This window comes from Phaeobacter porticola (assembly GCF_001888185.1).
Taxonomy (GTDB): domain Bacteria; phylum Pseudomonadota; class Alphaproteobacteria; order Rhodobacterales; family Rhodobacteraceae; genus Phaeobacter; species Phaeobacter porticola.
Genome location: NZ_CP016364.1, coordinates 2617300 through 2639410 on the forward strand (window position 1 = coordinate 2617300; position 22111 = coordinate 2639410).

Below are 22111 nucleotides of genomic sequence, written 5' to 3' on the forward strand. Positions count from 1 at the left end.
TTGTGTCGCCCCATTCCGCAAGCATCTTGCCGAGCTGCGCCTGTCGCTTGGACCTGTCGCGGTTTGATGCCGGCCCGGGTGCTCGTTTAAGCCACCTTTTGTTCGAATGCGACCGGGCTTTTCCGGCCCAGTGCTGAGTGGCGGCGTCGCGGATTGTAGAAGCCGTTGATGTATTCAAAGATCGCCATCTCGGCTTGCCTGCGGGTGTCCCATGATCTTCGCCAGATCAATTCTGCCTTGATGGTTTTGAAGAACGTCTCGACCACTGCTCGGCAGGCGATTTGCAGTGCAAATCTGCCGAGAGGGGCCGCATTATCGTAGCAGTTTCCTGTCCCGCTCATCGATACCTTGAACCCGTTTTGGCGCAGGATCTTCTGATCGTCGTGAGAACAGTATTGCGATCCACGATCCGTGTGGTGAATGCAGCCTTTTGGCGGTGACCGGAATGCGATGGCCATCCACCGCCCGGCAGTGGTTTGCCTGCAAACCATGAGAGGGATCAGCGCCCGGATCGCCAGATCCCGTTTCATTCGATTACTCACCGCCCAGCCGATGACTTGCCTGGAATGCAGGTCCAGAATCACTGCGAGATACAGCCAGCCTTCACGGGGCCAGATATAGCTGATGTCACCGGCCCATTTCTGGTTCGGCTGATCAGCCGTGACGTCCCGATCCAGCAGGTTGGGCGCGATATTGAATTTATGATCACTATCCCCTCTCGGCAGATTGCTTTGCAATCGCCTTCTGGGCAATGGTCGTCACCTTGTGTTTGCGCGTTCTGACAACAGATATGCCGTTCTGGCGCATTAGGCGGCCCACCACTGCCCGGCAGGCGATTGCAAAGCATTCTGCCGAGAGGGGCGACGGTGCCCGATATCCAGACCTATCTCTTTCAGCTCCTCCGTCATCCGTGGCCTGCCACAGCTGCCCAAGCTGAGGCGCAACTGTTCCTTGATATGCGCCAGTGCCACCAAAGCACTGCGCTGTCTGCAGCTGGTCGGACGGCTGCGGAAGGCCCGCAAACCGCGCGGACCAACATCCATGACATCACACAGCCGGTGGGCGGGAAAGCTGTCGCGGTGTTCCTCCCCTTCCGGGACATTGCTACGCAATGCCCTGCCGGGCAGTGGATGAACCTGAACCTCATGGCCTTTGGCCCGCGAAGAACTGCGTTGCCTTCATCGGGAAAACAGTCCCCCGGACTGTTTTCTGGTCCTCTTCAGTTTAAGATCTCCCTCTCCTCCTTGAAAATGCGGTTCTCGCGCCGAAGCCGGTCATTCTCTTGGACCAGGCTCAAATCCTCGTGCGACACCACATCCGTGTCCCGGGGTGCCGTGATCCATTTGTTAAGCGTTGACAGGCCAACACCAGGATCATCAGCAAACTGCTTGCGGTTAAGCCCGCTGGTCAGCGCTATTCGCAACCGCATCAGCTCGGAATTCGTCCGTCCGGTTCGTGCCCATACTTCGTCTCCTTTGGTGCAGTAAATGCTATCAAAGGGCCGGCATCAAACCGCGACAGGTCCAGCTAGCATCAACTCCAACGCTATTCGCCATTATTTTCGACCTCCCGCTCACCCAGCACAGTCATGTTCAACGGCGACAGATATTCATTGCCTCCCTCAATCTCGCTCATGTTTTCCCATGCGCGGATCTCATTTGGGCTAAGCCAGCCCCATTCTCGGTCAATGCGATATGCTTCGTAGCGGGCCTTGATATCGCCACGCATGAGGCCTGCCAGATCGTGTTCGACGAAGAACCGTTTGCGGCCCTCAACGGTCAGCAAGGCTGCATCCATGGCCTGCTCGATGTGACGCGCCATTGGGGCAAGGCAGCGAACCACGAGGGCGCGGCTTTCGCCATCAACATTCGAATAGGCGGCGTTGTCAGTGATGCCGACAACAGTCGGCGGCACACTGAAAGTGCGGGCCACGTCGATATTGGACAGTTTGCGACTGTCCAGAAACTCAGCGTCCTTTGCCGTGATAGACAGGCTTTTCCAATCCACCCCACCATCCAGAACCAAAATGCCGGAGGTTTCGACTTGGCCTTCCACGCGGTCGCGCAGGATCTGCAATGCGTCAGCCTTTTTATCGCCCCCGATTGACTGAGGAAAAACCAACGCTCCTTCGGCCCGGAATGCACGACTGGCCTGCCGAGTGGCTTGATCCTGTTGTGTCAACGCCAGTGAGAAGCTTTCGCGCGCAAGCTGGATAGGCGACACGTCCATGGCACCGTCTTTGCCGAGGCGGTAGCGCAGGCGGCCATTCTCCAGCCGCTCAACGGCGACATTGGAGGGATGTAACGGATAGAGGGCGATCACTTGGCCACGGGCATTCGTCTCGATCCGGGCAAAAGCGTGGCCGTTGGTCAGCAGCGAGGCCATCAGAAATTCACACCCCTCAAAGGCAGCCATTTGATCGTTGAAACGGTCATGCAAAACACTGTGGAAAGGATGGTTAGCCGCCCGATCACGCCCGGCGTTTGCACTGCGAAAGGTGCATCGGCACGGCAGCCAAGTTCTGACTGATGACGGAAATGCAGGCCTGCGCTACCGCCAGACCAGAGGCCCGGTTAGGATCAACAATTCCGGTGCCATTGGTCCGCTGCCCCAGAAATTCCGCCAAGCTGGGACCAGAGGTGGCAACGGCGTCGCGTGTTTCACGGCCAAGGATGCGGGAAAGGAAGCTCATTTTTGCAACTCCAAAACCCGTAAGCGGCGCGCAGCCGCATCACGAAAAAGGAAGGAATCCACCAGCTCAGACAGGACCGCATGGTCACTTGCCGCCTGTGTGCTGATCACGCAAAGCAACGGGTTGTCCCGCGCACCCATGGCCGTGTCCAGCGCCTCGTATAGGTCGCGCTATGTTCGTGCGGCTCAGAGAAAAAAGTTAGCGTCCGACGCACTGGCCCTTGCACGTACTGAAAATATGTCCAACCATTTCCGAATGGTTGGACAAATCAACTGCTCAAGATACTGAAAACAAGGTGAAATAATGGAGTGCTGGCGATCCCTGAAGGACTCGAACCCTCAACCTGCTGATTAGAAGTCAGCTGCTCTATCCAGTTGAGCTAAGGGACCGCTGAGGCCAGTTATGACAGGACACCCCAAAGGGTCAAGCCGCGGCAGACAGGTCCAGGCGCATAAAAATCGACCAGGGGTCTTTTGCGTAGCCTTCAAAGGGTGGGCATTCGACAAACCCGTAGTGCTCATAGAGCTTGCGGGCCGGTTCGAAATCGCTGGTAGAGCCGGTTTCGAGACAGATCGCAGTGGCGCCATGCTCGGTCGCGTAACTGAGCAGGAACTCCAGCATCATACGCCCTGCCCCGCTGCCGCGGGCCTCAGATAGGGTATGCATCGACTTCAATTCCCGCGCGCCGTCGCGCAACTGTTTCAGCGCGCCCATGGCAATCGCTGTCCCCTCCTGGCGGAGCAGGAAAAACGCCACATCATCCCCATCCAACCCACCACCATCCAACGCATGACAGCTTTCTTCCGGGGACTGTGACGCCATCTGCTCCAGGTGGCGTTTGATCAGGGCTGCAGCCTCTGGTTCTGTTGCACTGGCACGCGAAATCACGAAACCGAGGGTCATGGAACAGCCGTATCCTCTTTGTCATGCGGCACCCAAATCACCCGAACGCCAGATCCAGTCCGCACCCTTGCGGAAAATCGGCAAGGGTTCAAGCCGTGCGCGCCCCGTATCAGACACAGTTTACGAAAAGCTGACACCGATAATTAGCCTGCTGCCCCCTTCACCATGGCTTTCGCAACCGGCTTTACGGTTTGTTAGATGCGTCTGAGGGATAGTCCGGTCAATCGCATTTGCTTCAAATAGGGAAAAATAAAAATTGCCGGAAAAACAATCGCCCAATCCAGTTCATGAGCTTCATTATCAAGGCGCTGAAAAGCTGGTTCAGCGCGCAAAATCGGAATCTCTGGGCGATGGCGGCCTGCGCACATCACAGCTTCTCTGCGAAGCTCTTGTCCTTGATCCGCACCACCACGAAGCACAGGTCCTACAGGAACGATTGCACCAGACTTTTGTCCCTCGCTGGCATTTCCCTATGCTGGCAGACAAGGCCCGCAACAGCGCTTATGCCATGGCCATCGCAGCCAAGGTCAAGCCGGGTGATGTGGTGCTGGATATCGGGTGCGGCGCGGGCCTGACAGCCATGCTGGCTGCGCGCGCGGGTGCACAACACGTCTACACCTGCGAGCAGCAACCGCTGATCGCCCAGGCGGCACAGCGTGTGATTGAACAAAACGGCCTGAGCGATCGCATCACCGTTCTCCCAAAATGGTCGCACAATATCGTCGTCGGCGTGGACATGCCGGAACCAGCAGATGTAGTGATTTCTGAAATCGTTGATACCGTTTTGCTTGGCGAAGGCGCGCTTGATACGCTCAGCCACGCGATGGCGGTGCTTGCAAAACCTGATGCGCGGGCGATCCCAGAACGCGGCACGCTGATGGCCCAGCTGGTCGAAAGCGAAAAACTGATGAACCTTTGGCAGCCACAACAGGCAGAGGGGTTTGATCTGTGCGCCTTCCATCATCTTGCAAATGTCGCACAGATCACGCCCAGCGATTTCGCCACCTGCGGGCTTCGGCCATTGGGGCCGACAACGGATCTGTTTCAGTTTGATTTCACCAGACCAAACACACATCCGGCCCGCACAACTGAGAACCTGATTTGTACCGGAGCCGGCACCGTACATGCAGTTTTTGTCAGCTTCGAAATGGATCTTGCGCCCGGTATCCAGCTGACAAATGGGCTCTACTCTGACGGCCATTGGGGGCGTACTGCGATTCTGCTAAACGATCCTATGCACGCCAGGCCGGGCGACCATCTGACAATCACCGCACAACATGATGCGTCAAACCTGAGTGTGTCGATCCACGAGTGCCCAGCCGACACGGAAGAGGCCAATGTCGCAGCCCTGTGGATGAACCCCGCGTGGACACCGAACCGGCCGTATTACGAAGGCACCGCTATTCCCGTCACGGACCGCCCACTTTGGAACCCGCCAGAGGTTCAAACGGTTGAGCCTCAGAGAAACCCTTATCATTAGTGCGGCTGGGGCCACCAAGACAGCCCCTGAACGAAACCAGAAAGATATGGCGCGTGCTCAACTATCGCGTCCTATCTGTCGACCCATGACTTTATAGGCGACCGGAACGACCGGCATAACGATCCTGCTGAAAGACAAGGCCGCCGAACGGTCCAACATGCCGCGTGACATAAGACGCAAGCGTCGCGAAAGCGTATTTTGGACCAAGAGCCAGACAGGGCCAGCAGGAACATGCTGCACCATTCGCCAAAGCGCCAGACCTGCACCCCAATACCGTTGATGCGACGCAGGACCGCTAATTGGCATCGGGCGACCGGCAGGCCGGTCGACGATCACATTCTCCTGAAGGCACTCTCATTCCTGTGCTGCGTTCCAGCAAGATATCTGCTCTGCCACGGTCAAGAGATGGTCATCGAGCCCCTTCCCCGTCAGGCGTTTGCGCGGTTTCAGGTCGTGGTCGCCATCCTCCAGCCAGAACATCTCGACTGAGGGTGAAAGGGGATAGTTTGCGACCTCCTCTCGCGTCCCGAACGGATCTCGGGTGCCTTGGCAGATCAGCGTCGGGCAATTGAGTTTGGCAAGATGATCGAAGCGCGTCGTTCCCGGTTTTTTAGGTACGTGGAAAGGAAAGCCAAGGCAGACCAACCCCGTGATCCGTCCTGCGTCGTAGAGATCCTGCGCGATCAAGCTGGCGACACGGCCGCCCATGCTTTTGCCACCGATGAGTAGCGGTGCGTCGCTGGCGAGGGCGTCAATGGCCGCGAGATACTCTGGCGTATAGGTCTCGGCACGCGCCGGGGGACGCCTGGAACCGCCGATACGGCGGGCGGCCATGTAACTGAACTCAAAGCGGGCGACGCGAAACCCCCGGTTCGCCAGCGCGTCGGCAGTAGTGGTCATCCATGGCGTATCCATGGCGGCACCAGCCCCATGCGCCAAAAGGATAGTGGTGCGACCGGGTTCATCCCCGTTCAGTAGAAAATTCATGGGATGCTCCAGATACAGTAAAGGCGCCCAGTGGGCGCCTTACATATAGAAGAAATCTTGGTACCGCGAAATCTTAGCACCGCTTCCCGAAACACCTCTCCGCAACATCACACCCGCATCACACCCTCAATGGGTCCAAGGGGCACGCCGGTTGGTCGCGAAATTCTCGCCGTAACCACCAGCGCGCAGGTTTGCCTTGCGCGATTTGGGTTCGGTCACAGTGGCGTCAATCCCGTGGGCCTCGGCGTATTCCAGTGCCGCTTCTTTGGTGTCGAACCGCAGGCGCACCTGGCTTTGGGTATCCTGCGAGGAAGTCCAGCCCATCAACGGGTCAACTTCCCGCGCGCTGGTGGAAACGAAATCCAGAACCCACTTTCGGGTCTTTGCCATACCAGAGGTCATGGCGTTTTTGGCTGGCCGATAAATCCGCGCTCGCATCGCAGTCTCCTCGAAAATCTCTGCTCCCTATATGCGCCGAACCCTGCGCACGGGCAAGGTGGCAAATGCGGCAGATTGCTCAGACCTGCCCGGAAAACCGCGTCTTTTCCCCAGTTTGCCTCCGGCTTTATGCGTGCAACAGGGCTTTGCCACAAAATCCCTCTTGAATAAGAACAAAAACGGACCAATCTCTGCCCCTAGCAGGAGAGAGCCACAATGCCATACGCCCATTCCGACAAGTCCATGCCCATGATGGCCGACCGCGCCCCTCAGCACCGGCCCAAACTGGAAGGCGGTCGGGAATTCACCATGCACACAGAATTTGACCCGGCAGGAGATCAGCCCACTGCGATCAAAGAATTGTCCGCAGGTGTTTTGGACGGCGAACGCAATCAGGTGCTGCTGGGGGCGACCGGAACGGGCAAGACATTCACCATGGCCAAGGTGATCGAGGAAACCCAGCGCCCGGCCATCATTCTGGCACCGAACAAGACGCTGGCCGCGCAATTGTACGGCGAATTCAAAGGCTTCTTCCCCGACAACTCGGTCGAATACTTCGTCTCCTTCTACGACTATTACCAGCCAGAGGCCTATGTCGCGCGCTCCGATACCTATATCGAGAAGGAAAGCCAGATCAACGAGCAGATCGACCGGATGCGCCACTCTGCCACCCGATCGCTGCTGGAACGGGATGATGTGATCATCATCGCCTCTGTAAGCTGCATCTACGGTATCGGCTCAGTCGAGACTTATTCAGCGATGACCCAGGACCTGAAGGTGGGCGATGAATATGATCAACGCCAGGTGATGGCGGATCTGGTCGCTCAACAGTACAAGCGCAATGATCAGGCCTTTCAGCGCGGCAGCTTCCGGGTGCGGGGCGATTCGCTGGAGATCTTCCCCGCCCACCTGGAGGACCGCGCCTGGCGGCTGTCCTTTTTTGGCGAAGAGCTGGAAGGCATCACCGAATTCGACCCGCTCACCGGCGAGAAAACCGGCACCTTCGACCAGATCCGCGTCTATGCGAATTCCCACTATGTGACGCCGAAGCCGACGCTGAAACAGGCGGTCATTTCGATCAAGGAAGAGCTGAAAATGCGGCTCGACCAATTGGTCGGTGAGGGCAAACTGCTTGAGGCCCAGCGATTGGAACAGCGCACCAATTTCGACATCGAAATGCTGGAGGCCACCGGTCATTGCAACGGGATTGAGAACTATTCGCGCTATCTGACCGGCCGCGCGCCCGGCGAACCGCCCCCCACCCTGTTTGAATTCATCCCTGACAATGCCATTGTTTTTGCAGATGAATCCCATGTTTCGGTGCCCCAGATCGGCGGTATGTACAAAGGCGACCATCGGCGCAAATTCACGCTGGCCGAACATGGTTTCCGCCTGCCATCGTGCATGGACAACCGCCCTCTTAAGTTCGAGGAATGGGATGCAATGCGCCCGCAATCGGTGTTTGTCTCAGCGACCCCATCAAAGTGGGAGATCGAACAATCCGGCGGCGTCTTTGCTGAACAGGTGATCCGCCCCACTGGCCTGTTGGACCCGCAGGTCGAAATCCGCCCGGTGGAAATGCAGGTCGACGATCTTCTGGACGAGGTGCGCAAAGTGTCGGCTGAAGGCTTTCGCACGCTGGTCACCACATTGACCAAACGCATGGCCGAGGATCTGACCGAATACATGCATGAACAGGGGATCAAGGTCCGCTACATGCACTCCGACATCGACACGCTAGAGCGGATCGAAATCCTGCGCGACCTGCGCCTCGGCGCCTTTGACGTGCTGATCGGCATCAACTTGCTGCGTGAGGGCCTCGACATCCCGGAATGCGGGTTGGTCGCCATTCTGGATGCCGACAAGGAGGGTTTCCTGCGTTCTGAAACCTCGCTGATCCAGACCATCGGCCGCGCCGCGCGTAATGCCGACGGCCGCGTCATCATGTATGCCGACCGGATCACCGGTTCTATGGAACGCGCGCTTGGCGAAACCAACCGCCGCCGTGACAAGCAGATCGCCTACAACGAAGAACACGGTATCACCCCCTCGACGGTGAAGAAGAACGTCGAGGATGTTCTGGCCGGCCTTTATAAGGGCGATGTGGACATGAATCGCGTCACAGCCAACATCGACAAGCCGATGCATGGTGCCAATCTGGAAGCCCACCTGACGGGTCTGCGCGAACAGATGCGCAAAGCTGCCGAGAACCTTGAGTTTGAGGAAGCTGCCCGCCTGCGTGACGAAGTCAAGCGGTTGGAAGCCGTTGATCTGGCTATCTCCGACGACCCGTTGGCACGCCAGTCTGCTATCGAAGCGGCGTCAGATGCCGCCGTGAAATCGCGGGGCCGCTCCAGCGCAGGCAAGGCCGGGACACGGGCCTATCGCGGCAAATCGCAGAAGAAGTTTTCATAGATGCCTTTTGCACATTTTTCGGCAGCCTAGGTCAGGCAAACAACATCTAAACACAAATCAGCCCCCCGCGTACCGCGGGAGGCTGATGCGCCCTGGAGCAGGTCGCGAAACAGTTTAGTTGGATTCCGAAGCGACTTCGTCGGCAGCGTCTTCCGGCGGGGTCACCTTAAGGCCAGGAACTGAGATTTCAGTTTCTTCCATGCTCACGTCAACCTCAGGAACCTTCACGGTTGCGGTCTCTTCGGTGATGGAAATGGAGCCAACCTCAGCATCGAACTTTGGCAGGTTGCCGCCCTCTACGCTGACGTCGACGTCAGGCAGGCTTGCCTCTTCGGTCTGATCAACGTCGATCATGTAAATACCCGCAACGATGGCGAGAACTGCGACAACACCAAGAATAATCCCAGAAGTGGCTTTCATGACGTGTTCCTTTCCAATTGTTGTGCACCTCGTTGGTGCGTCGAGATGGAAACGACTCGTATCGGGAAAAGGTTCCAACAAATTTTCAGGGAACCTTTTGCGGCGTTAAGTGGTTAATCCACCAGAAAACAATAATTGGAGAGAAAAAATGGGTTACAGTCTTCTTGGTCTACTTATTCTAGTCGCTGACATCTATGCGATTTATCAAGTGCTGACATCCAGCGCATCGACCGCTGCGAAAGTGATCTGGACCCTTGTTATTCTTGTCCTGCCGGTCATCGGCCTGATCGCATGGTTGATTGCCGGCCCTCGCGGCGGCAAAGCTCATATCTAACAACACTTTAGCTACCAACTGACAACAAAAGACCTCCGGGCCACATCCTTGGCTCGGAGGTCTTTTTGCGATGAAGTGCCCCACGTTGCCGACCGCAATTCAGATCAGCAACACAAGGCCTTTCTTTCAATCTTAGAAATCAAACAGGTCCTCGAGAAAACCGCCCCGTTTTTTCTTGTAGCGTTTCTCGGATTCATATTTGTCAGACTTGTATTTTTCTGGCCGATAGTCATCCCGGCGCGCTTGCTGTGCTGGTGACGCCTGCACGGGTTGCGCTGAGCGTTCGATAATCTTGTCCAATTCGCCCCGGTCCAGCCAGACGCCCCGGCATTGCGGGCAGTAATCAATCTCTACACCGGCGCGGTCGGTCATAACCAGCTGGGCACCATCAATCGGACATTGCATATCTTTCTCCTCACAGAACGCTGTTGCGATTTATCTGGGGGCGACCTTTGCCGCACACAAGTCCGCAGGCGCAGATTTGCCCACCCTGCGTCAAAAAGCCGAAACCTCAGCGCACCACATGCACCGCGCAATCGGCATGACGCACGACCTGTGTCGCAGTCGAGCCAAGCAGCAGATCCTGCATGCCCGGTCGATGCGAGGCGATGATGATCAGATCGGGCGAATGGGCCTCGGCCCAGTCCAGAATCCCGCGACCAGAATGCCCATCGACCAGCACGCCCTTGGCATTGGGCAAGGATTTTGCCAGCTCGTCCAGTTCGGTCTGAAGCGCGATACGCGTAGCATCAAGGTAATCGACCGGCATGTAAGAGATCGCATAAACCGGGACCTGTTCCACCACATGCAACAGGGTGACCTGCGCCTCGGGCGTGCCCAGCAATCCGGCCAGTTTGATCGGTGCGCTGATGTCACGATCCGGATCAAATGAAATCGGCACGAGAATGTTATTGTACATTTTTCTCTCCTCTATCTGCAGCGCACGCATCTTGCGACAGTCCCTATGTGTCCGCCTTGATCAAGATCAGCCACCCACAGATGGGAAACGCGCCACAGATCAAAAGGTTGCGGCGACCTCATACATCACCGGTTCAAAGCTGCGGCAGAGCTCATTGATCTTGCGATTGCGGTTGCGCATCTCGGCACTGCGCAACATGGCCATAAAATCCTCGCGCCGACGCCACTGGGAATAATTGGCAATCCGCGTCTGAGCGTCGTTCACATGCAGCCCGGCGGAAATGAACCCCGGCTGATGAGAGATAAACTCGGCATAGGCCTCTGTCAGGGCGTCCAGAAGATCCTGGCAGGTGCCCGGTGTCATCTCGAATGTGGTGATGACAGTTTGGGTTTCGGTGTTGGTCGCGATCGTCGGCATGGCTTCCTCCGTTGTCCGGGTCCAGCCTACGCCGGTTTGGCGAAATCCGGCAGAGATTTTTGCCACACTGGGCGGCCAGCCTGCTGTTCCATAAAAAGAGTGGTCAAAAATATAAACAACTTTAAGGTGTTTATATGTCTCATCACTTCGCCCGTCTTCTGGCTCTGATCCTGGCCTGTCTGATGCCTTTGGCGCCGGTCTTTGCCGGGGCGTGGTTACAGCAAAAGGGACAGGGGTTCAGTGCAACCAGCCTGACCCTGCGGCGGGATCTGGCCGCGATAAAGGGGCTGGACGCAGAGCAACGCATCCCGGCGGAGTTCGGCTATTACGGTGAATACGGGTTACATCGGCGTTGGACCGTTGGAGTAGATCTGAACCTGAGCCGGGGCAGCTCCGCCCATGCGCTGCTGTTCGTGCGCCATCCCCTGCCCCGACTGGGGCCTGCCAATACGGCGGTGGAACTGGCGTTGGGGCTGAACCAGAGCAGCGCGGTCTGGGCGCCAATGCAGCGGCTGACGCTGTCATACGGGCGCGGCTTTGACACCTGGTGGCGCGACCGGCCGCTTTCGGGATGGGTGGCGTTGGATCTGGGCCATGAATGGCGCAGCAAGGGGCTGGAGCAGACCTGGAAACTGGATGCCACATTCGGGCTGAACCGCCCCGGCAAATTGGCGCCGCTGTTGCAGGTGGAAACCAGTAAAACGGCTGGGGCCTCGCTCTCCGTTGCGGTCACCCCCAGTCTGCGGGTGCCACTGGCGCGTCACTTTGGAAAGGACGCGCCAGAGCTGGTGATCGGCCTACAACACAAGCAGACCGAGACCCGGTCGCTGGGGATCAAACTGGCGATCTGGCACCGGTTCTGACCCCCGCCTGCGCGTGTCTAAGCGAGGGTTATTTGTCCACCCGCACCGTAACCTGTACAGTGCCGCGCACCGCGTCGGGCCAGACCAGCTGCACCTGATCGCGACGGCTGCCAACCCGCAGTTTGGTGTGCGGCATGGCGTGGCGATCAGCACCGCCGCTGACCTCCACCGGGCCAATCGCGATGACGCTGTCGACCCCCCGCGCCTGCCCGCGGAACGGCAGCGCATCATCGGTGTCGACGGTCCAGGTCTTGGCCGTACTGCCCTGCACATGTTCAATCCTCAGCGGATTGGCGACGGCGGCTGAGACATTGTGATAGGTGTTGCCCTCGTAAAAGATGCTCTTGGAGCGGCTGAAATCGAGATCCGCAAAACTAGTGTCGACCCGTTCGGCCCGGTCGATCGAGCCATTGATGGAGCGGAATTTATTCCCCGACACCGTCATCCCATTGAGGAAATGGCCGCTGCCATAGGGTTTGACCACGATGTAGCTGAACCAGCGCGCCACATCACCAGAGAGGAACACATTGTCGGTGATCGACAGCGCGCTGAAGGAAAAGCCACTGCTGAAATCGGGCCGCGCATCGCGTTCATTGGTCCATTCGAAAAAGCAGTTGTCGATGTAATTGTCCGACACGGTGGAGGCGCAATTGGTGCTGGTCAGGATCAGCCCGGCGGTGCGGCTGCCATCAGCGACGGTATCGCCCTGAAAGAAGTGGTTGCCGGTCACCGTCTGGTTTTGCCCGCCCAGAAGGGCGAAATGGCGGAACTTGGTCGCACGGTTGTTGCGCAGCTTGGCGTCATTGGCATTCACATTCAGCGCGATGGACTGGCGCGCGGAGACATTCAGCGGCTCCTCATCGGAGAGGAACTGGCAATTGTCCACCAGAATGCCCTGACAGCCCGACCCGATGGAGGTGAGGCCGCGATTGAGGGGACGCGAGATGAAACAGTGATCAAGGCTGAACACCGTGCCCGCAGGCGCAAGACGGATCCCGCTACAACGGCCCGCGCATTGGATATCCACCTCGGTCATGCCGAACTTGCTGAGCGCACTGAAACCACTGAAATCCAGCATGTATTTGAAGTCACGAAAGGTGAATTGCTGGGTGCCAACCGCATCATAAAGCGGCGCGGTCAGAGTCAGTTCCCGTGCGCCTACGTTTTTGGCCCGAACGTAGATCTCGCGCCCGACGCCGCTGCCTTCGACCAGCGCGCCAACGGGGATATTGGCGATATTGGCGACATTGGTCAGCTTGCGCGAGTCGCTGGTGCTATAGGTTGCCTGAGCAGTGATGGTATCGGTGTCCCAGGCGGCATTGGCGGCAGCCTCCAGCTGGCCGTTGCGGATCACCCGGCGGGTGGCATAGCTGGTTTTGTTGGGCACCGCCGCCTGCATATCGACCGACCCGCGCAGGGTCACCTTGCGCCCGCACAGATCAAGCGATTCATGGTCGGCGTTGTTCAGAAGCGCCTGAAACGCCTTCTTGAACCCCAGTTCCTCATCCCCGAAGGCGGCAGCATAGCTGGGGAAATCGAAATTGCGGGTCAGCAGCAGCATTCGGTTCGTAGGCATACGGACGGTGCCCTCAAACCGGACCTCGTGGTTCATGGAGACCGTGCTGGCAAGGAAGAACTCCCCTGCAGGAACCAGCACACGGCGGCCAGCGGCGGCGGCATCTGCGGCCTCAAACGCGGCAGTATTGTCGGTGCTGCCATCGCCGACGGCGCCATAATCCGTCACATCCACCAGGCTGATCATGTCGCGCAGGAACACGCCAGTTACATCGCGCACCTCGATATCCTCGATCCGCACCACGCCGCCGTTTGCCCCGATCAGATCCAGCCCCACATGGGCAAAGCGCGCGGCGCGGCCCCAGGGCATATCGACGCCATTGCGGCTGCCGGTGCCGACAATGGCCGAGACCTCGACCACCTCGCCGTAGGTGGAGAGGCTGGTGCCCGGCCCGGTTTCCACCACGCCGCCCAGATGGCCGCCGCCGGACTGCCCAGCCCAGGCCGCGATGCGCACGGTGGGCAGGGCACCGCTGACCGCCTTCACCTTTGCGGTGATCTGCAGATAGCATCCGGGCGTCAGCATGGTGCGCGTCATATTGCGCAGCTTCTGCACCGAGGTGTTTTTTTGCAGCTCCAGACAGCCGCCGAAATCGGCGTCCGCCGCGACAAAGGCCGCATTGGCCGCCCCCTGATAGGTGTCCGACCCCGGTGTGCCATTGCCGCTGGACCAGTTGTTCAGCCCCTCAGCAAAGGCCGGGGGCATCAGCTCTACGCCGTCAGTGATCGCTATGTTCATCAGTCACCCTTTCCAAAACCGCCGTTTCCGGCTGATCAGGCCGCAGCCCGGTTCAATCAGGGAAAGGGTTATACCGGGCGGGATTTAACGCGCTGTCAGAGGGGCGTTCGCCGGGTGTGCACCACCCGGCCTCTCAGAGCCGCCCGCCGGATAGTCGGGACAAGTGGTCAGGTCAGGCGGTGGGGGCCTCTGCGGTCAGCAGCTGGACGGCATTGATTTTCCAGCCCGCCCCGGTCTCAACCATCTGATAATCAAGGAGATGTACGCGCCCCTCTGGGTCGGTGATCATCACCCGCTGCCACAGGCCGCCCGCAACAGTGCGCAGGTCCAGATAGCGCACCTCATCCGGTTGCCAGACCATGGGGTAGCCGGACTGCACCATGGCCGCAAACCGCTCAGAGCTGCCAAACAGCCCTTGGATCATCGGGGACGCATGGGCAAAGGCAGCCTCCGCATCGCCGCGCAGGAAGGCGGCGATCTGATCGTGGATCACCCCGGTAATGGCCGTATCCCGCCCCTCGGCAGAGGCGGAAACAGGCAGCGCCATCATGGCGACGCAGATACTCATCAACATAAACTTGCGCATAAAAGATCTCCCTTGATGAGAGATCAGCTAGGCCGCCGCCTGCACCCGTCAATTCACGTGGAGCAAACGGAGCCTCCCCCGCAACGGAAAAGGGCACCCGTCGGGGCGCCCTTTTCACATGTTTTCCTGTCGTGCAGCGGTCGGTCAGACCAGCTCACCTGCCAGCGCCTGATCAATCAGCTTGATGGTGTCCTCAACCCCATACAGGGCGATGAACCCGCCAAACCGCGGACCTTGGGAGGCGCCCAGAAGCACCTCGTAGATCGCCGAGAACCAGGCCCGCAGCGGTTCAAACCCGTGGATCTTGCCGATGGCAAAGACGACGGATTGCAGGAATTCCTCATCCGTGAAATCCGCCTCGGGCAGCGGATCAGTGTTGCCTGCGATTTCGTTCTTCTTGGCAATGGCCGCGAGGGCCGCATCCGAAGATTTCAGCGCATCTGCCAGATCCTGAAGCGCCCCGCGCTCCTGATCGGTGGGCAGGCGATAGGTCTTCTCCGGTTTCACGAAGTCATTGAAATAGGCCACAGCAAAGCCTGCCGCCTGATCCATTGTCGGATTGCTTTCGGGCGTCGCAGCAGGGGCGTATTTATTGATGAACCCCCAGAGCGTTTCCTTGTCTTCTGCGTTGGATACGCTGGCAATATTCAACAGCATCGCGAACGGCACCACCATATCCGACTGCGGCACGTCACCACCGTGGATGTGCCAGACCGGGTTATTGAGCTGTGCCTTCAGGTCCTGGCCATGATAGGCGCGCAGCTGCTGGTGGTATTCGTCCACCGCCTTGGGGATCACATCGAAATGCATCCGCTTGGCGGTTTTGGGCTTCTGGTACATGAAATAGGCCAGACTCTCGGTCGAGGCATAGGTCAGCCATTCGTCGATCGAGATGCCGTTGCCGGAGGTTTTCGAGATCTTCTGACCGTTGGCGTCCAGAAACAGCTCATAGGTGAAATGCTCCGGCGGGCGGTGGCCCAGCACCCGGCAGATGCCGTCATAGATCGGCGTATTGGTGGAATGGTCCTTGCCGTACATCTCAAAATCGACGCCCAGCGCGGCCCAGCGGGCGCCAAAATCCGGCTTCCACTGCAGCTTCACATTGCCGCCGGTCACCGGCAGGGTCCATTCGCGGCCGTCTTCGTCGTCAAAGGTGACGGTATAGGTCTCGGCGCAGACCTTCTTCATCGGCACGTACAGAACACGGCCGGTTTCCGGGTGGATCGGCAGGAAGATCGAATAGGTCTGGCGGCGTTCTTCGCGTAGGGACTTCAGCATGATCGCCATGACGTCGTCGTATTTGTCAACGGCGCGTTTCAGCACCTCGTCGAACTGGCCGGATTGGTAGAACTCCTGGGCCGAGTAGAATTCATACTCAAAGCCAAAGGTATCGAGGAACCGGCGCAGCATGGCGTTGTTGTGGTGGCCAAAGCTTTCGTGCGTGCCAAAAGGATCGGGAACGCTGGTCAGCGGCTTTTGCAGATAGTCCTGCAGGCTTTCGGCGTTGGGGACATTGCCCGGCACCTTGCGCATCCCGTCCAGATCGTCCGAGAAGCAGATCAGCTTCGTCGGGATGTCGGAAATCACCTCAAAGGCGGTCTTGATCATCGTGGTGCGGGCGACCTCGCCGAAGGTGCCGATATGCGGCAGACCCGAGGGGCCGTAGCCGGTTTCAAACAGAACATAGCCCTTCTCCGGCGCGCCCTTGGCATAACGTTTGAGAACCCGGCGGGCTTCTTCAAACGGCCAGGCTTTGCTCTTCAGAGCTTCTTCGCGCAGATCAGACATTGTTTTCTCCATCGGCAACCGGGCACTGCTCCGGTCGGGCTGCCTGCCGCCACGGGTGGTGCCGCTATGGGCGGCAATATTACGGGCGGCAAACCACTGCCGGGCACCCCATGCACCCGGTCGGCCTCACCTATGGCGGCAGGCGAAATGAGTCAAGAAACAGCAGCCCTGACACCCCTTCCGTGCCGGTGCCTGCGGCGGAATATGCACGATGACGTATTGTCCCGTTGATCGGGGTCGACACGATGCCTATTCTTCTATGCAGAACACATGCCAATTTACTGGATTTCATAATGAACACCCAAACCGCCCATCCCTTTACCCCGCAGGATTGCCTTGTTGCGCTGATGGTGGCGGTGTCGGCCTCGGATGAGAATATCCGCACCGCAGAACTGGTGAAGATCCAGTCGGCGGTGAACATGCTGCCCGTGTTTGCCGATTACGATATTGACCGGGTCAATCGCACCTCGCAGACGGTGTTTGACCTGTTCGAACAAGAAGACGGGCTGGACGCGCTGTTTGGGCTGATCCGTGAGGATCTGCCGGAGCGCCTGTTTGAGACCGCTTATGCGCTGGCCTGCGATGTGGCTGCCGCCGATGGCAGCCTCGCGGAGTCTGAACTGCGGCTTTTGGAAGAGATCCGTTACGAGCTGAACATCGACCGGCTGCACGCTGCCGCCATCGAACGCGGGGCTCGCGCCCGGCATATGGTCTGACGCCAACGTTTCCAATGCTGTCTCAAGGATGAATATCCGCCATATCTGATTGAGCGGCATTGGGACGATTCCATAGGTTGCCTTTGAAAGAGGGGTCTCTGTCTGAGGCCCCTCTTGCGTATCTACGGCACATTTATCATAAAAGTTTCATTATTTCAGAAGCTTACGCATCACGACCACAACTCACTTGACACAGGTCATTTTAGTTCGTTCCATTACCGAACTAAAGGAGTTGAATGCGTGATCGGATCAAAAAAACTCTCTCGCCAGTTCTCAAGAAGCGCGATCATGCAGGCAATCGTGGCTTCTGCGCCGATCTCGCGTGCCAGCCTCGCCAAAGAAGTCGGCCTGTCAAAGCAGACAGTTTCCGAAATTGTTTATGACCTTCAATCCGAAGGCTGGATCACCGAAACCGGTCGGACCTCGGGACACGTCGGGCGCACGGCCACGACCTATCAACTTGTACCGGACGCGGCCTTCGTTTGCGGCGTTGATCTAGGGGGCACCAAGGTGCGGGCGGCGATCATTGATCTGTCGTGTCGCGTGGTGTCCGAACTGACCGAAATGACCGATCCCCGCGGCGGCGCTGACGTCGCGCGCCAGATTGGGAATCTCTGCAAGCGTGCGGCCAAGGTCGCTAACATCGAATGGTCGCGGGTCATGTTTGCAGCCGTTGGTGTTCCCGGTGTGCCCGATCAAAACACCGGATCAGTCAAAATGGCCCCAAACATCAGCGCCATCGGAGAGATCGATTTTGTCGCCGAGCTAGAGAGCGAGCTTGGGTTCGAGGTTCAGGTTGAAAATGATGTAAACCTCGCCGCTATCGGAGAGCATTGGAGCGGTTGCGCCTCGGAGGTCGACAATATGGCCTTTATCTCGCTTGGGACAGGCATCGGTGCGGGCATAATTGTAAGGGGTCACATCGTCCACGGTGCAACGGGGGCCGCGGGCGAACTGGGCTTCCTGCCCTTTGGCGCTGACCCATTCGATCCAGCATCGCTGCGAACCGGCGCCTTCGAGCGACAAGCCGGATCGTTCGGGATGATCAACCGGTATGCCGAGCTCTCGGGAACAAAAGTTGATGTTCGACAGCTTTTTGAACTGGCGCAGGTGGGCGACGCCAAGGCCGAAACCGTTCTTGACGAAACCGCCCGCCTGGTTGCCCGCCTGATCGCGACCGTTGGTGCAATGGTGGACCCGTCAATGGTTGTCATCGGCGGGTCAATCGGCCATCGCCCCGAGTTTCTTACACGCATTGAAGTCGCGCTTGCCGCCTGCTTTCCCAACCCGATTGCCATTCGTCAGTCGGAGCTTGGTGAACATGCGGCACTTGTTGGGGGCGCAGCGGTCGGGCTTTCACACCTTCATCAATCCGTTTTTGCGGCTGGCCTAGGGGCCATCGCGTTCGATTTGCCGCAACTCTGCGCGCCCAATTGGGAGGGCGTGGCATGATCATAGCGAATGAATGGGCAGAAAAACTGGATGCCGCACTGGACAAGGCAAAAGCCATTGCACTTTTGAAAGGCGCGGTTGCGCGCAATAGCATCACCGGCAACGAAGCTAATTTTACCGCGTTCCTAAATGATGAGATGCTTAAGCGGGGCTGTTCCCCACAAACGGAAGAGTTTTTACCGGGTCGGCCAAATATCTGGGGCGCACGGACCGGGACTGGCACTGGCAAGGGCAAACGCCTCCAATTCATTGGCCACACCGACACTGTTCACGTCGAGGGCTGGAGCGCGCATTGGGCGGGCACCTCTCGTGAGGACCCGTTTGGCGGTGCCATCGTTGACGATGCGATGTGGGGGCGAGGTGTCACCGATTTGAAAGGCGGTATCTGCGCAGCCTTGTCTGCGCTAGACCTGTTGGACACTGCTGGCATTTCTTTGACTGGCGATGTGGCATTTGCATTTGTTGGCGATGAGGAAAGCGGCGAGGATGGAAGCGGCGTCAGTGCCGGGATAGATCACTGGACGCGCAAGGTGCAAAGCGGTGAGATCGCCCGCCCGGACTTTGCAATCTATGTCGAACCAACCAACCTGTCGGTCTATGCGGCGCAAATCGGGTTTTTCATCGCAGACGTGACCGTGTCCGGGCGGTCTGCCTATTTCGGGCGTCCTGACCTGGGACTGGACGCGTTGAAAGCAACACATTCGATCCTTGCAAAAGTTTGGCAACATGCCGAAACCCGGCAATCGCTGACACCCCACCCTCTGACCGGGCAATCCTCTGTTCTGGTGACCGGCTTGCAGGGCGGCGGATACATCGCTGTGCCGGGCGAGTGCCGTTTCTCGGTCATTGGCTCGCTTCGGCCAGGTGATACAATCGACCAAGCAGTTGCGGAGTTTGAAGCTGCGGTACGGGCCGCGCCAAATGAGGACGGCATCGAAATTGACATTCGCTATCCTGCCGGACGCGACCACCCCCGCGGCGGAACAGCCGCAGAAATTTCCACCACTCTGCCCGAAATTGATCTGCTGATCAGCACGATATCCAGCGCAAAACCCAAACTGGGGCACATCAGCGGTGCACCGTTCTGGTCAGAAAGTTCATTTCTGATCAACAAGCTGGGTGTGCCAACAGTCTATTGCGCGCCGGGCGATATCGCCTGCTGCCACACGCCGCAAGAGCATCTTTCACTTGAGGAATACTTCACCGCGATCCGCGCGTATGCCCGTTTCATGGTGGCCTATTGCGGAACGTCAGAAACCTGAAGAACAACTGGGAGAGAAACAATGAAACTAACCAAGTTACTTACCACCGGTGCTGCCGTTCTAGCGCTCTCATCCGTGGCAACATTTGCCCAGACCATCGGGCCGCAAGGTGAAACAGCGACACCGACTTCGCAGGTTACGGTCTCAGACGCGCTTGCGGCCAGGCTTCAAGGCCAGGGGCATACCGCCGCACTGCTCTGGCACGATCAATCGGATTTTGTGAATGCCGTGACGGCTGGCGCCACCGACGAATTTACCCGCCTTGGTATCGAAGTTGTGACAACAACATCTGCGGCATTTGACGCTGCCAAGCAACGCAGTGACATTGAAACCGCGCTGGCGCGTTCGCCCGACATCATTCTGTCGCTCCCCTTGGATCCGGTAACCTCCGCAGCCGCATTTCAGGAAGCCCGCGCAGAAAATGTGGCGCTGGTCTTCCTGTCAAACTTGCCAGCGGGCTTCGAGCATCCCACCGATTATGCAGCAATTGTTACCGACGATCTGTTTCAGATGGGCAAGCAAGCCGCAGACGCCCTGGCCGCGGCGATTGATGACAAAGGCACGGTCGGCTGGATTTTCCATGACGCGCAATACTACGTTACCAATCAGCGCGACAACGCCTTTAAGACCACGATCGAAACGAACTATCCGAATATTGAAATCGTGGCTGAGGCAGGCATCAGCGATCCCGCACGCGCCGAGGAAATCGCCAACGCCATGCTGCTGCGCAACCCTGACTTGTCAGGCATCTTTGTTACCTGGGCTGGCCCTGCCGAGGGCGTTCTTGCAGCCCTGCGCGCCAATGGAAACACCGACACCAAGATCGTCACCCTTGACCTGAGCGAGCCGATTGCGCTCGACATGGTCAAGGGTGGCAACGTTGCCGCAATCGTGGCGGATGAAGCCTATGAGCTTGGCCGTGCCATGGCCGCTGCCGGCGCACGCCAGCTAGCCGGTGAGGAAACCCCACCGTTTGTTGTTGCCCCCGCCGTGACCGTGACCGCCAACAATGTTTCCGAAGGCTGGATGCAGTCTTTGAACATCAACGCGCCGACCAGCGTGACCGGGAACTAAAGCCCGCATCGGCGGGGCCGATCTCGTCCCGCCGGACGCTTAACATCCTTGGTCACTGCGGCCAGAAAGATACTTATCGCGCAACAGGAGGGCCGGATGTCGCTTGCCTCAATTGTCCGCAAGTACGACTTGCAGAACTACATCGTCTATCTCGGTTTCATCGCTATCTTTCTGTTTTTCGCCGTGACGCTTCGCGATGCAGGGTTCACATCCACCCGCAACCTGACCAACATCATCCTGCAAACCGCGCCGGCAACCATCATGGCCATCGGTCTGGTCTTTGCACTTTCCGCAGGCGAGATTGATCTGTCATTTGGGTCTGCCGTTGCGGTTTCGGCGCTGTCGGCCGCTGTTGTCATGCAGGTCATGCCGATGCCGCTGGCAGTCCTGGCAGGTCTGGGCGCGGGATTGGCCATCGGTGCAGTCAACGGCGTGCTTGTCGCCTGGCTACGGCTGCCGTCCTTCCTGGTGACATTGGCAACGCTAGGGCTCTTTGCTGGTGTTGCAAGAACCATGACCGACCTGCGTTCGATCCCGGTAACAAATGACACGTTCACCGGGATCTTCGGCTCCGGCAAGTTATTCGGTGTGCCATCACTGGTGTGGTGGACAATCATCGGCGTCGCTGTCGGCCATGTGATTTACTGCCATACCCGGTTTGGGGCACATGTCCTGGCCACCGGGGACAACGCCCGTGCTGCACAGGTGTCCGGCATCAAGGTAGCGCGCGTGCGCTTTCTTGTGCTGACGATCTGCGGTGGATGCGCCGGCCTTGCAGGTCTGCTTTATGCAGGACGCTTGCAGGCCGCAAAATATACGCTTGGGGAAACTGATCTCATGATCGTTATCGCGGCTGTCATCGTCGGTGGCACCGCCCTGAACGGCGGCAAAGGGTCAGTCATCGGCGCGCTCATCGGCGCGCTATTGATGGGCATGCTCAGCAATGGGTTGATCCTGATGGGGCTGCAAGTGTCCGACCAGATGATCGTGCGCGGTCTTATCATCCTCATCGCTGTCGCCGCATCGCTGCGCGACACCTCACACTAACGGA

At 58.3% G+C, this 22111-nt stretch carries 21 protein-coding genes, 1 tRNA gene and 1 pseudogene; 9 read left to right on the forward strand and 14 right to left on the reverse strand.

Annotation, left to right across the window (positions count from 1 at the left end; translation table 11 throughout):
• Positions 1–86: 86 nt before the first annotated feature.
• The 5 genes and pseudogenes from PhaeoP97_RS20100 to PhaeoP97_RS12555 all read right to left on the reverse strand — a co-directional run bounded on the left by PhaeoP97_RS20100 (position 87) and on the right by PhaeoP97_RS12555 (position 3595).
• Positions 87–1463 (reverse strand): annotated as a pseudogene (locus tag PhaeoP97_RS20100) (IS3 family transposase).
• A gap of 82 nt (positions 1464–1545) precedes the next feature.
• A complete protein-coding gene (locus PhaeoP97_RS12540) occupies positions 1546–2439 on the reverse strand; it encodes a phage portal protein (RefSeq protein WP_072505340.1) in 894 nt (297 codons plus the stop codon).
• A 31-nt stretch (positions 2440–2470) separates the two neighbouring features.
• Positions 2471–2692, reverse strand: a complete 222-nt coding sequence (locus PhaeoP97_RS12545) for a hypothetical protein (protein WP_072505341.1) — start codon at positions 2690–2692, stop codon at positions 2471–2473.
• Positions 2693–3004: 312 nt separating this feature from the next.
• Positions 3005–3081: transfer RNA gene (locus tag PhaeoP97_RS12550), tRNA-Arg, on the reverse strand.
• Positions 3082–3115: 34 nt separating this feature from the next.
• Positions 3116–3595, reverse strand: coding sequence for a GNAT family N-acetyltransferase (locus PhaeoP97_RS12555; RefSeq protein ID WP_072505342.1), 480 nt, complete (start codon positions 3593–3595; stop codon positions 3116–3118).
• A 256-nt stretch (positions 3596–3851) separates the two neighbouring features.
• Here PhaeoP97_RS12555 and PhaeoP97_RS12560 point away from each other — a divergent pair, with 256 nt between their 5' ends.
• The gene (locus tag PhaeoP97_RS12560; protein ID WP_083570381.1) at positions 3852–5075 is read left to right on the forward strand and encodes a class I SAM-dependent methyltransferase; all 1224 of its coding nucleotides are present in this window, start codon (positions 3852–3854) and stop codon (positions 5073–5075) included.
• A gap of 354 nt (positions 5076–5429) precedes the next feature.
• Here the strand turns inward: PhaeoP97_RS12560 and PhaeoP97_RS12565 are convergent, their stop codons facing one another.
• Both PhaeoP97_RS12565 and PhaeoP97_RS12570 read right to left on the reverse strand, forming a co-directional pair.
• Positions 5430–6062 (reverse strand): alpha/beta family hydrolase, encoded by a 633-nt coding sequence (locus PhaeoP97_RS12565; RefSeq protein ID WP_072505343.1) that lies wholly within the window; start codon positions 6060–6062, stop codon positions 5430–5432.
• Between the two features lie 126 nt (positions 6063–6188).
• Positions 6189–6500 carry an ETC complex I subunit gene (locus tag PhaeoP97_RS12570; RefSeq protein ID WP_072505344.1) on the reverse strand — a complete coding sequence of 104 codons (312 nt, stop codon included), beginning with the start codon at positions 6498–6500 and terminating at the stop codon, positions 6189–6191.
• Positions 6501–6716: 216 nt separating this feature from the next.
• On the opposite strand from PhaeoP97_RS12570, the gene uvrB reads away from it, so the two are divergent.
• Positions 6717–8915, forward strand: coding sequence for an excinuclease ABC subunit UvrB (gene uvrB / locus PhaeoP97_RS12575; RefSeq protein WP_072505345.1), 2199 nt, complete (start codon positions 6717–6719; stop codon positions 8913–8915).
• Positions 8916–9029: 114 nt separating this feature from the next.
• Here the strand turns inward: uvrB and PhaeoP97_RS12580 are convergent, their stop codons facing one another.
• Complete coding sequence (locus tag PhaeoP97_RS12580) at positions 9030–9335, reverse strand: hypothetical protein (RefSeq protein ID WP_072505346.1); 306 nt, start codon at positions 9333–9335, stop codon at positions 9030–9032.
• A gap of 148 nt (positions 9336–9483) precedes the next feature.
• Between PhaeoP97_RS12580 and PhaeoP97_RS12585 the strand changes: the two genes are divergently transcribed.
• Positions 9484–9669 (forward strand): PLD nuclease N-terminal domain-containing protein, encoded by a 186-nt coding sequence (locus PhaeoP97_RS12585; protein WP_072505347.1) that lies wholly within the window; start codon positions 9484–9486, stop codon positions 9667–9669.
• 132 nt (positions 9670–9801) lie between these two features.
• Here the strand turns inward: PhaeoP97_RS12585 and PhaeoP97_RS12590 are convergent, their stop codons facing one another.
• The 3 genes from PhaeoP97_RS12590 to PhaeoP97_RS12600 form a co-directional block, all read right to left on the reverse strand.
• Positions 9802–10074, reverse strand: coding sequence for a TFIIB-type zinc ribbon-containing protein (locus tag PhaeoP97_RS12590; protein ID WP_072505348.1), 273 nt, complete (start codon positions 10072–10074; stop codon positions 9802–9804).
• A 106-nt stretch (positions 10075–10180) separates the two neighbouring features.
• On the reverse strand, positions 10181–10588 hold the full coding sequence (locus PhaeoP97_RS12595; protein WP_072505349.1) for a universal stress protein: 408 nt from the start codon (positions 10586–10588) through the stop codon (positions 10181–10183).
• A gap of 99 nt (positions 10589–10687) precedes the next feature.
• Positions 10688–11005, reverse strand: coding sequence for an antibiotic biosynthesis monooxygenase family protein (locus PhaeoP97_RS12600; RefSeq protein WP_014875520.1), 318 nt, complete (start codon positions 11003–11005; stop codon positions 10688–10690).
• 134 nt (positions 11006–11139) lie between these two features.
• Here PhaeoP97_RS12600 and PhaeoP97_RS12605 point away from each other — a divergent pair, with 134 nt between their 5' ends.
• Positions 11140–11868 carry a hypothetical protein gene (locus PhaeoP97_RS12605; protein WP_237028935.1) on the forward strand — a complete coding sequence of 243 codons (729 nt, stop codon included), beginning with the start codon at positions 11140–11142 and terminating at the stop codon, positions 11866–11868.
• 28 nt (positions 11869–11896) lie between these two features.
• Here PhaeoP97_RS12605 and PhaeoP97_RS12610 read toward each other — a convergent pair whose 3' ends face one another.
• The 3 genes from PhaeoP97_RS12610 to PhaeoP97_RS12620 form a co-directional block, all read right to left on the reverse strand.
• Complete coding sequence (locus tag PhaeoP97_RS12610; RefSeq protein WP_072505350.1) at positions 11897–14182, reverse strand: glycosyl hydrolase family 28-related protein; 2286 nt, start codon at positions 14180–14182, stop codon at positions 11897–11899.
• Between the two features lie 172 nt (positions 14183–14354).
• On the reverse strand, positions 14355–14768 hold the full coding sequence (locus tag PhaeoP97_RS12615; RefSeq protein ID WP_072505351.1) for a DUF4864 domain-containing protein: 414 nt from the start codon (positions 14766–14768) through the stop codon (positions 14355–14357).
• Positions 14769–14912: 144 nt separating this feature from the next.
• Entirely contained in the window at positions 14913–16556 is a 1644-nt protein-coding gene (locus tag PhaeoP97_RS12620; RefSeq protein WP_072505352.1) for a lysine--tRNA ligase, read from the reverse strand.
• Positions 16557–16849: 293 nt separating this feature from the next.
• On the opposite strand from PhaeoP97_RS12620, the gene PhaeoP97_RS12625 reads away from it, so the two are divergent.
• The 5 genes from PhaeoP97_RS12625 (at position 16850) to PhaeoP97_RS12645 (ending at position 22107) form a co-directional block, all read left to right on the forward strand.
• Positions 16850–17272: a tellurite resistance TerB family protein gene (locus PhaeoP97_RS12625; RefSeq protein WP_014875525.1), complete on the forward strand. Its 423-nt coding sequence runs from the start codon at positions 16850–16852 to the stop codon at positions 17270–17272.
• A gap of 114 nt (positions 17273–17386) precedes the next feature.
• Positions 17387–18724, forward strand: coding sequence for an ROK family transcriptional regulator (locus PhaeoP97_RS12630; RefSeq protein WP_237028936.1), 1338 nt, complete (start codon positions 17387–17389; stop codon positions 18722–18724).
• Positions 18721–19986 carry a M20 family metallopeptidase gene (locus tag PhaeoP97_RS12635; RefSeq protein WP_072505354.1) on the forward strand — a complete coding sequence of 422 codons (1266 nt, stop codon included), beginning with the start codon at positions 18721–18723 and terminating at the stop codon, positions 19984–19986. Before PhaeoP97_RS12630 ends, PhaeoP97_RS12635 begins: the two co-directional genes overlap by 4 nt.
• Before the next feature lie 21 nt (positions 19987–20007).
• Positions 20008–21060, forward strand: coding sequence for a substrate-binding domain-containing protein (locus tag PhaeoP97_RS12640; protein WP_072505355.1), 1053 nt, complete (start codon positions 20008–20010; stop codon positions 21058–21060).
• A gap of 96 nt (positions 21061–21156) precedes the next feature.
• Positions 21157–22107, forward strand: a complete 951-nt coding sequence (locus PhaeoP97_RS12645) for an ABC transporter permease (RefSeq protein WP_072505356.1) — start codon at positions 21157–21159, stop codon at positions 22105–22107.
• Positions 22108–22111 lie beyond the last annotated feature (4 nt).

Bases quoted from the DNA above. Each gene is read 5' to 3' on its own strand.
- PhaeoP97_RS12610 (WP_072505350.1), bottom strand. From the start codon at position 14,182: ATGAACATAGCGATCACTGACGGCGTAGAGCTGATGCCCCCGGCCTTT.
- PhaeoP97_RS12620 (WP_072505352.1), bottom strand. From the start codon at position 16,556: ATGTCTGATCTGCGCGAAGAAGCTCTGAAGAGCAAAGCCTGGCCGTTT.
- uvrB (WP_072505345.1), top strand. From the start codon at position 6,717: ATGCCATACGCCCATTCCGACAAGTCCATGCCCATGATGGCCGACCGC.
- PhaeoP97_RS12565 (WP_072505343.1), bottom strand. From the start codon at position 6,062: ATGAATTTTCTACTGAACGGGGATGAACCCGGTCGCACCACTATCCTT.
- PhaeoP97_RS12615 (WP_072505351.1), bottom strand. From the start codon at position 14,768: ATGCGCAAGTTTATGTTGATGAGTATCTGCGTCGCCATGATGGCGCTG.
- PhaeoP97_RS12625 (WP_014875525.1), top strand. From the start codon at position 16,850: ATGAACACCCAAACCGCCCATCCCTTTACCCCGCAGGATTGCCTTGTT.
- PhaeoP97_RS12640 (WP_072505355.1), top strand. From the start codon at position 20,008: ATGAAACTAACCAAGTTACTTACCACCGGTGCTGCCGTTCTAGCGCTC.
- PhaeoP97_RS12580 (WP_072505346.1), bottom strand. From the start codon at position 9,335: ATGAAAGCCACTTCTGGGATTATTCTTGGTGTTGTCGCAGTTCTCGCC.
- PhaeoP97_RS12635 (WP_072505354.1), top strand. From the start codon at position 18,721: ATGATCATAGCGAATGAATGGGCAGAAAAACTGGATGCCGCACTGGAC.
- PhaeoP97_RS12595 (WP_072505349.1), bottom strand. From the start codon at position 10,588: ATGTACAATAACATTCTCGTGCCGATTTCATTTGATCCGGATCGTGAC.
- PhaeoP97_RS12555 (WP_072505342.1), bottom strand. From the start codon at position 3,595: ATGACCCTCGGTTTCGTGATTTCGCGTGCCAGTGCAACAGAACCAGAG.
- PhaeoP97_RS12570 (WP_072505344.1), bottom strand. From the start codon at position 6,500: ATGCGAGCGCGGATTTATCGGCCAGCCAAAAACGCCATGACCTCTGGT.
- PhaeoP97_RS12645 (WP_072505356.1), top strand. From the start codon at position 21,157: ATGTCGCTTGCCTCAATTGTCCGCAAGTACGACTTGCAGAACTACATC.
- PhaeoP97_RS12545 (WP_072505341.1), bottom strand. From the start codon at position 2,692: ATGAGCTTCCTTTCCCGCATCCTTGGCCGTGAAACACGCGACGCCGTT.
- PhaeoP97_RS12585 (WP_072505347.1), top strand. From the start codon at position 9,484: ATGGGTTACAGTCTTCTTGGTCTACTTATTCTAGTCGCTGACATCTAT.
- PhaeoP97_RS12600 (WP_014875520.1), bottom strand. From the start codon at position 11,005: ATGCCGACGATCGCGACCAACACCGAAACCCAAACTGTCATCACCACA.
- PhaeoP97_RS12590 (WP_072505348.1), bottom strand. From the start codon at position 10,074: ATGCAATGTCCGATTGATGGTGCCCAGCTGGTTATGACCGACCGCGCC.
- PhaeoP97_RS12605 (WP_237028935.1), top strand. From the start codon at position 11,140: ATGTCTCATCACTTCGCCCGTCTTCTGGCTCTGATCCTGGCCTGTCTG.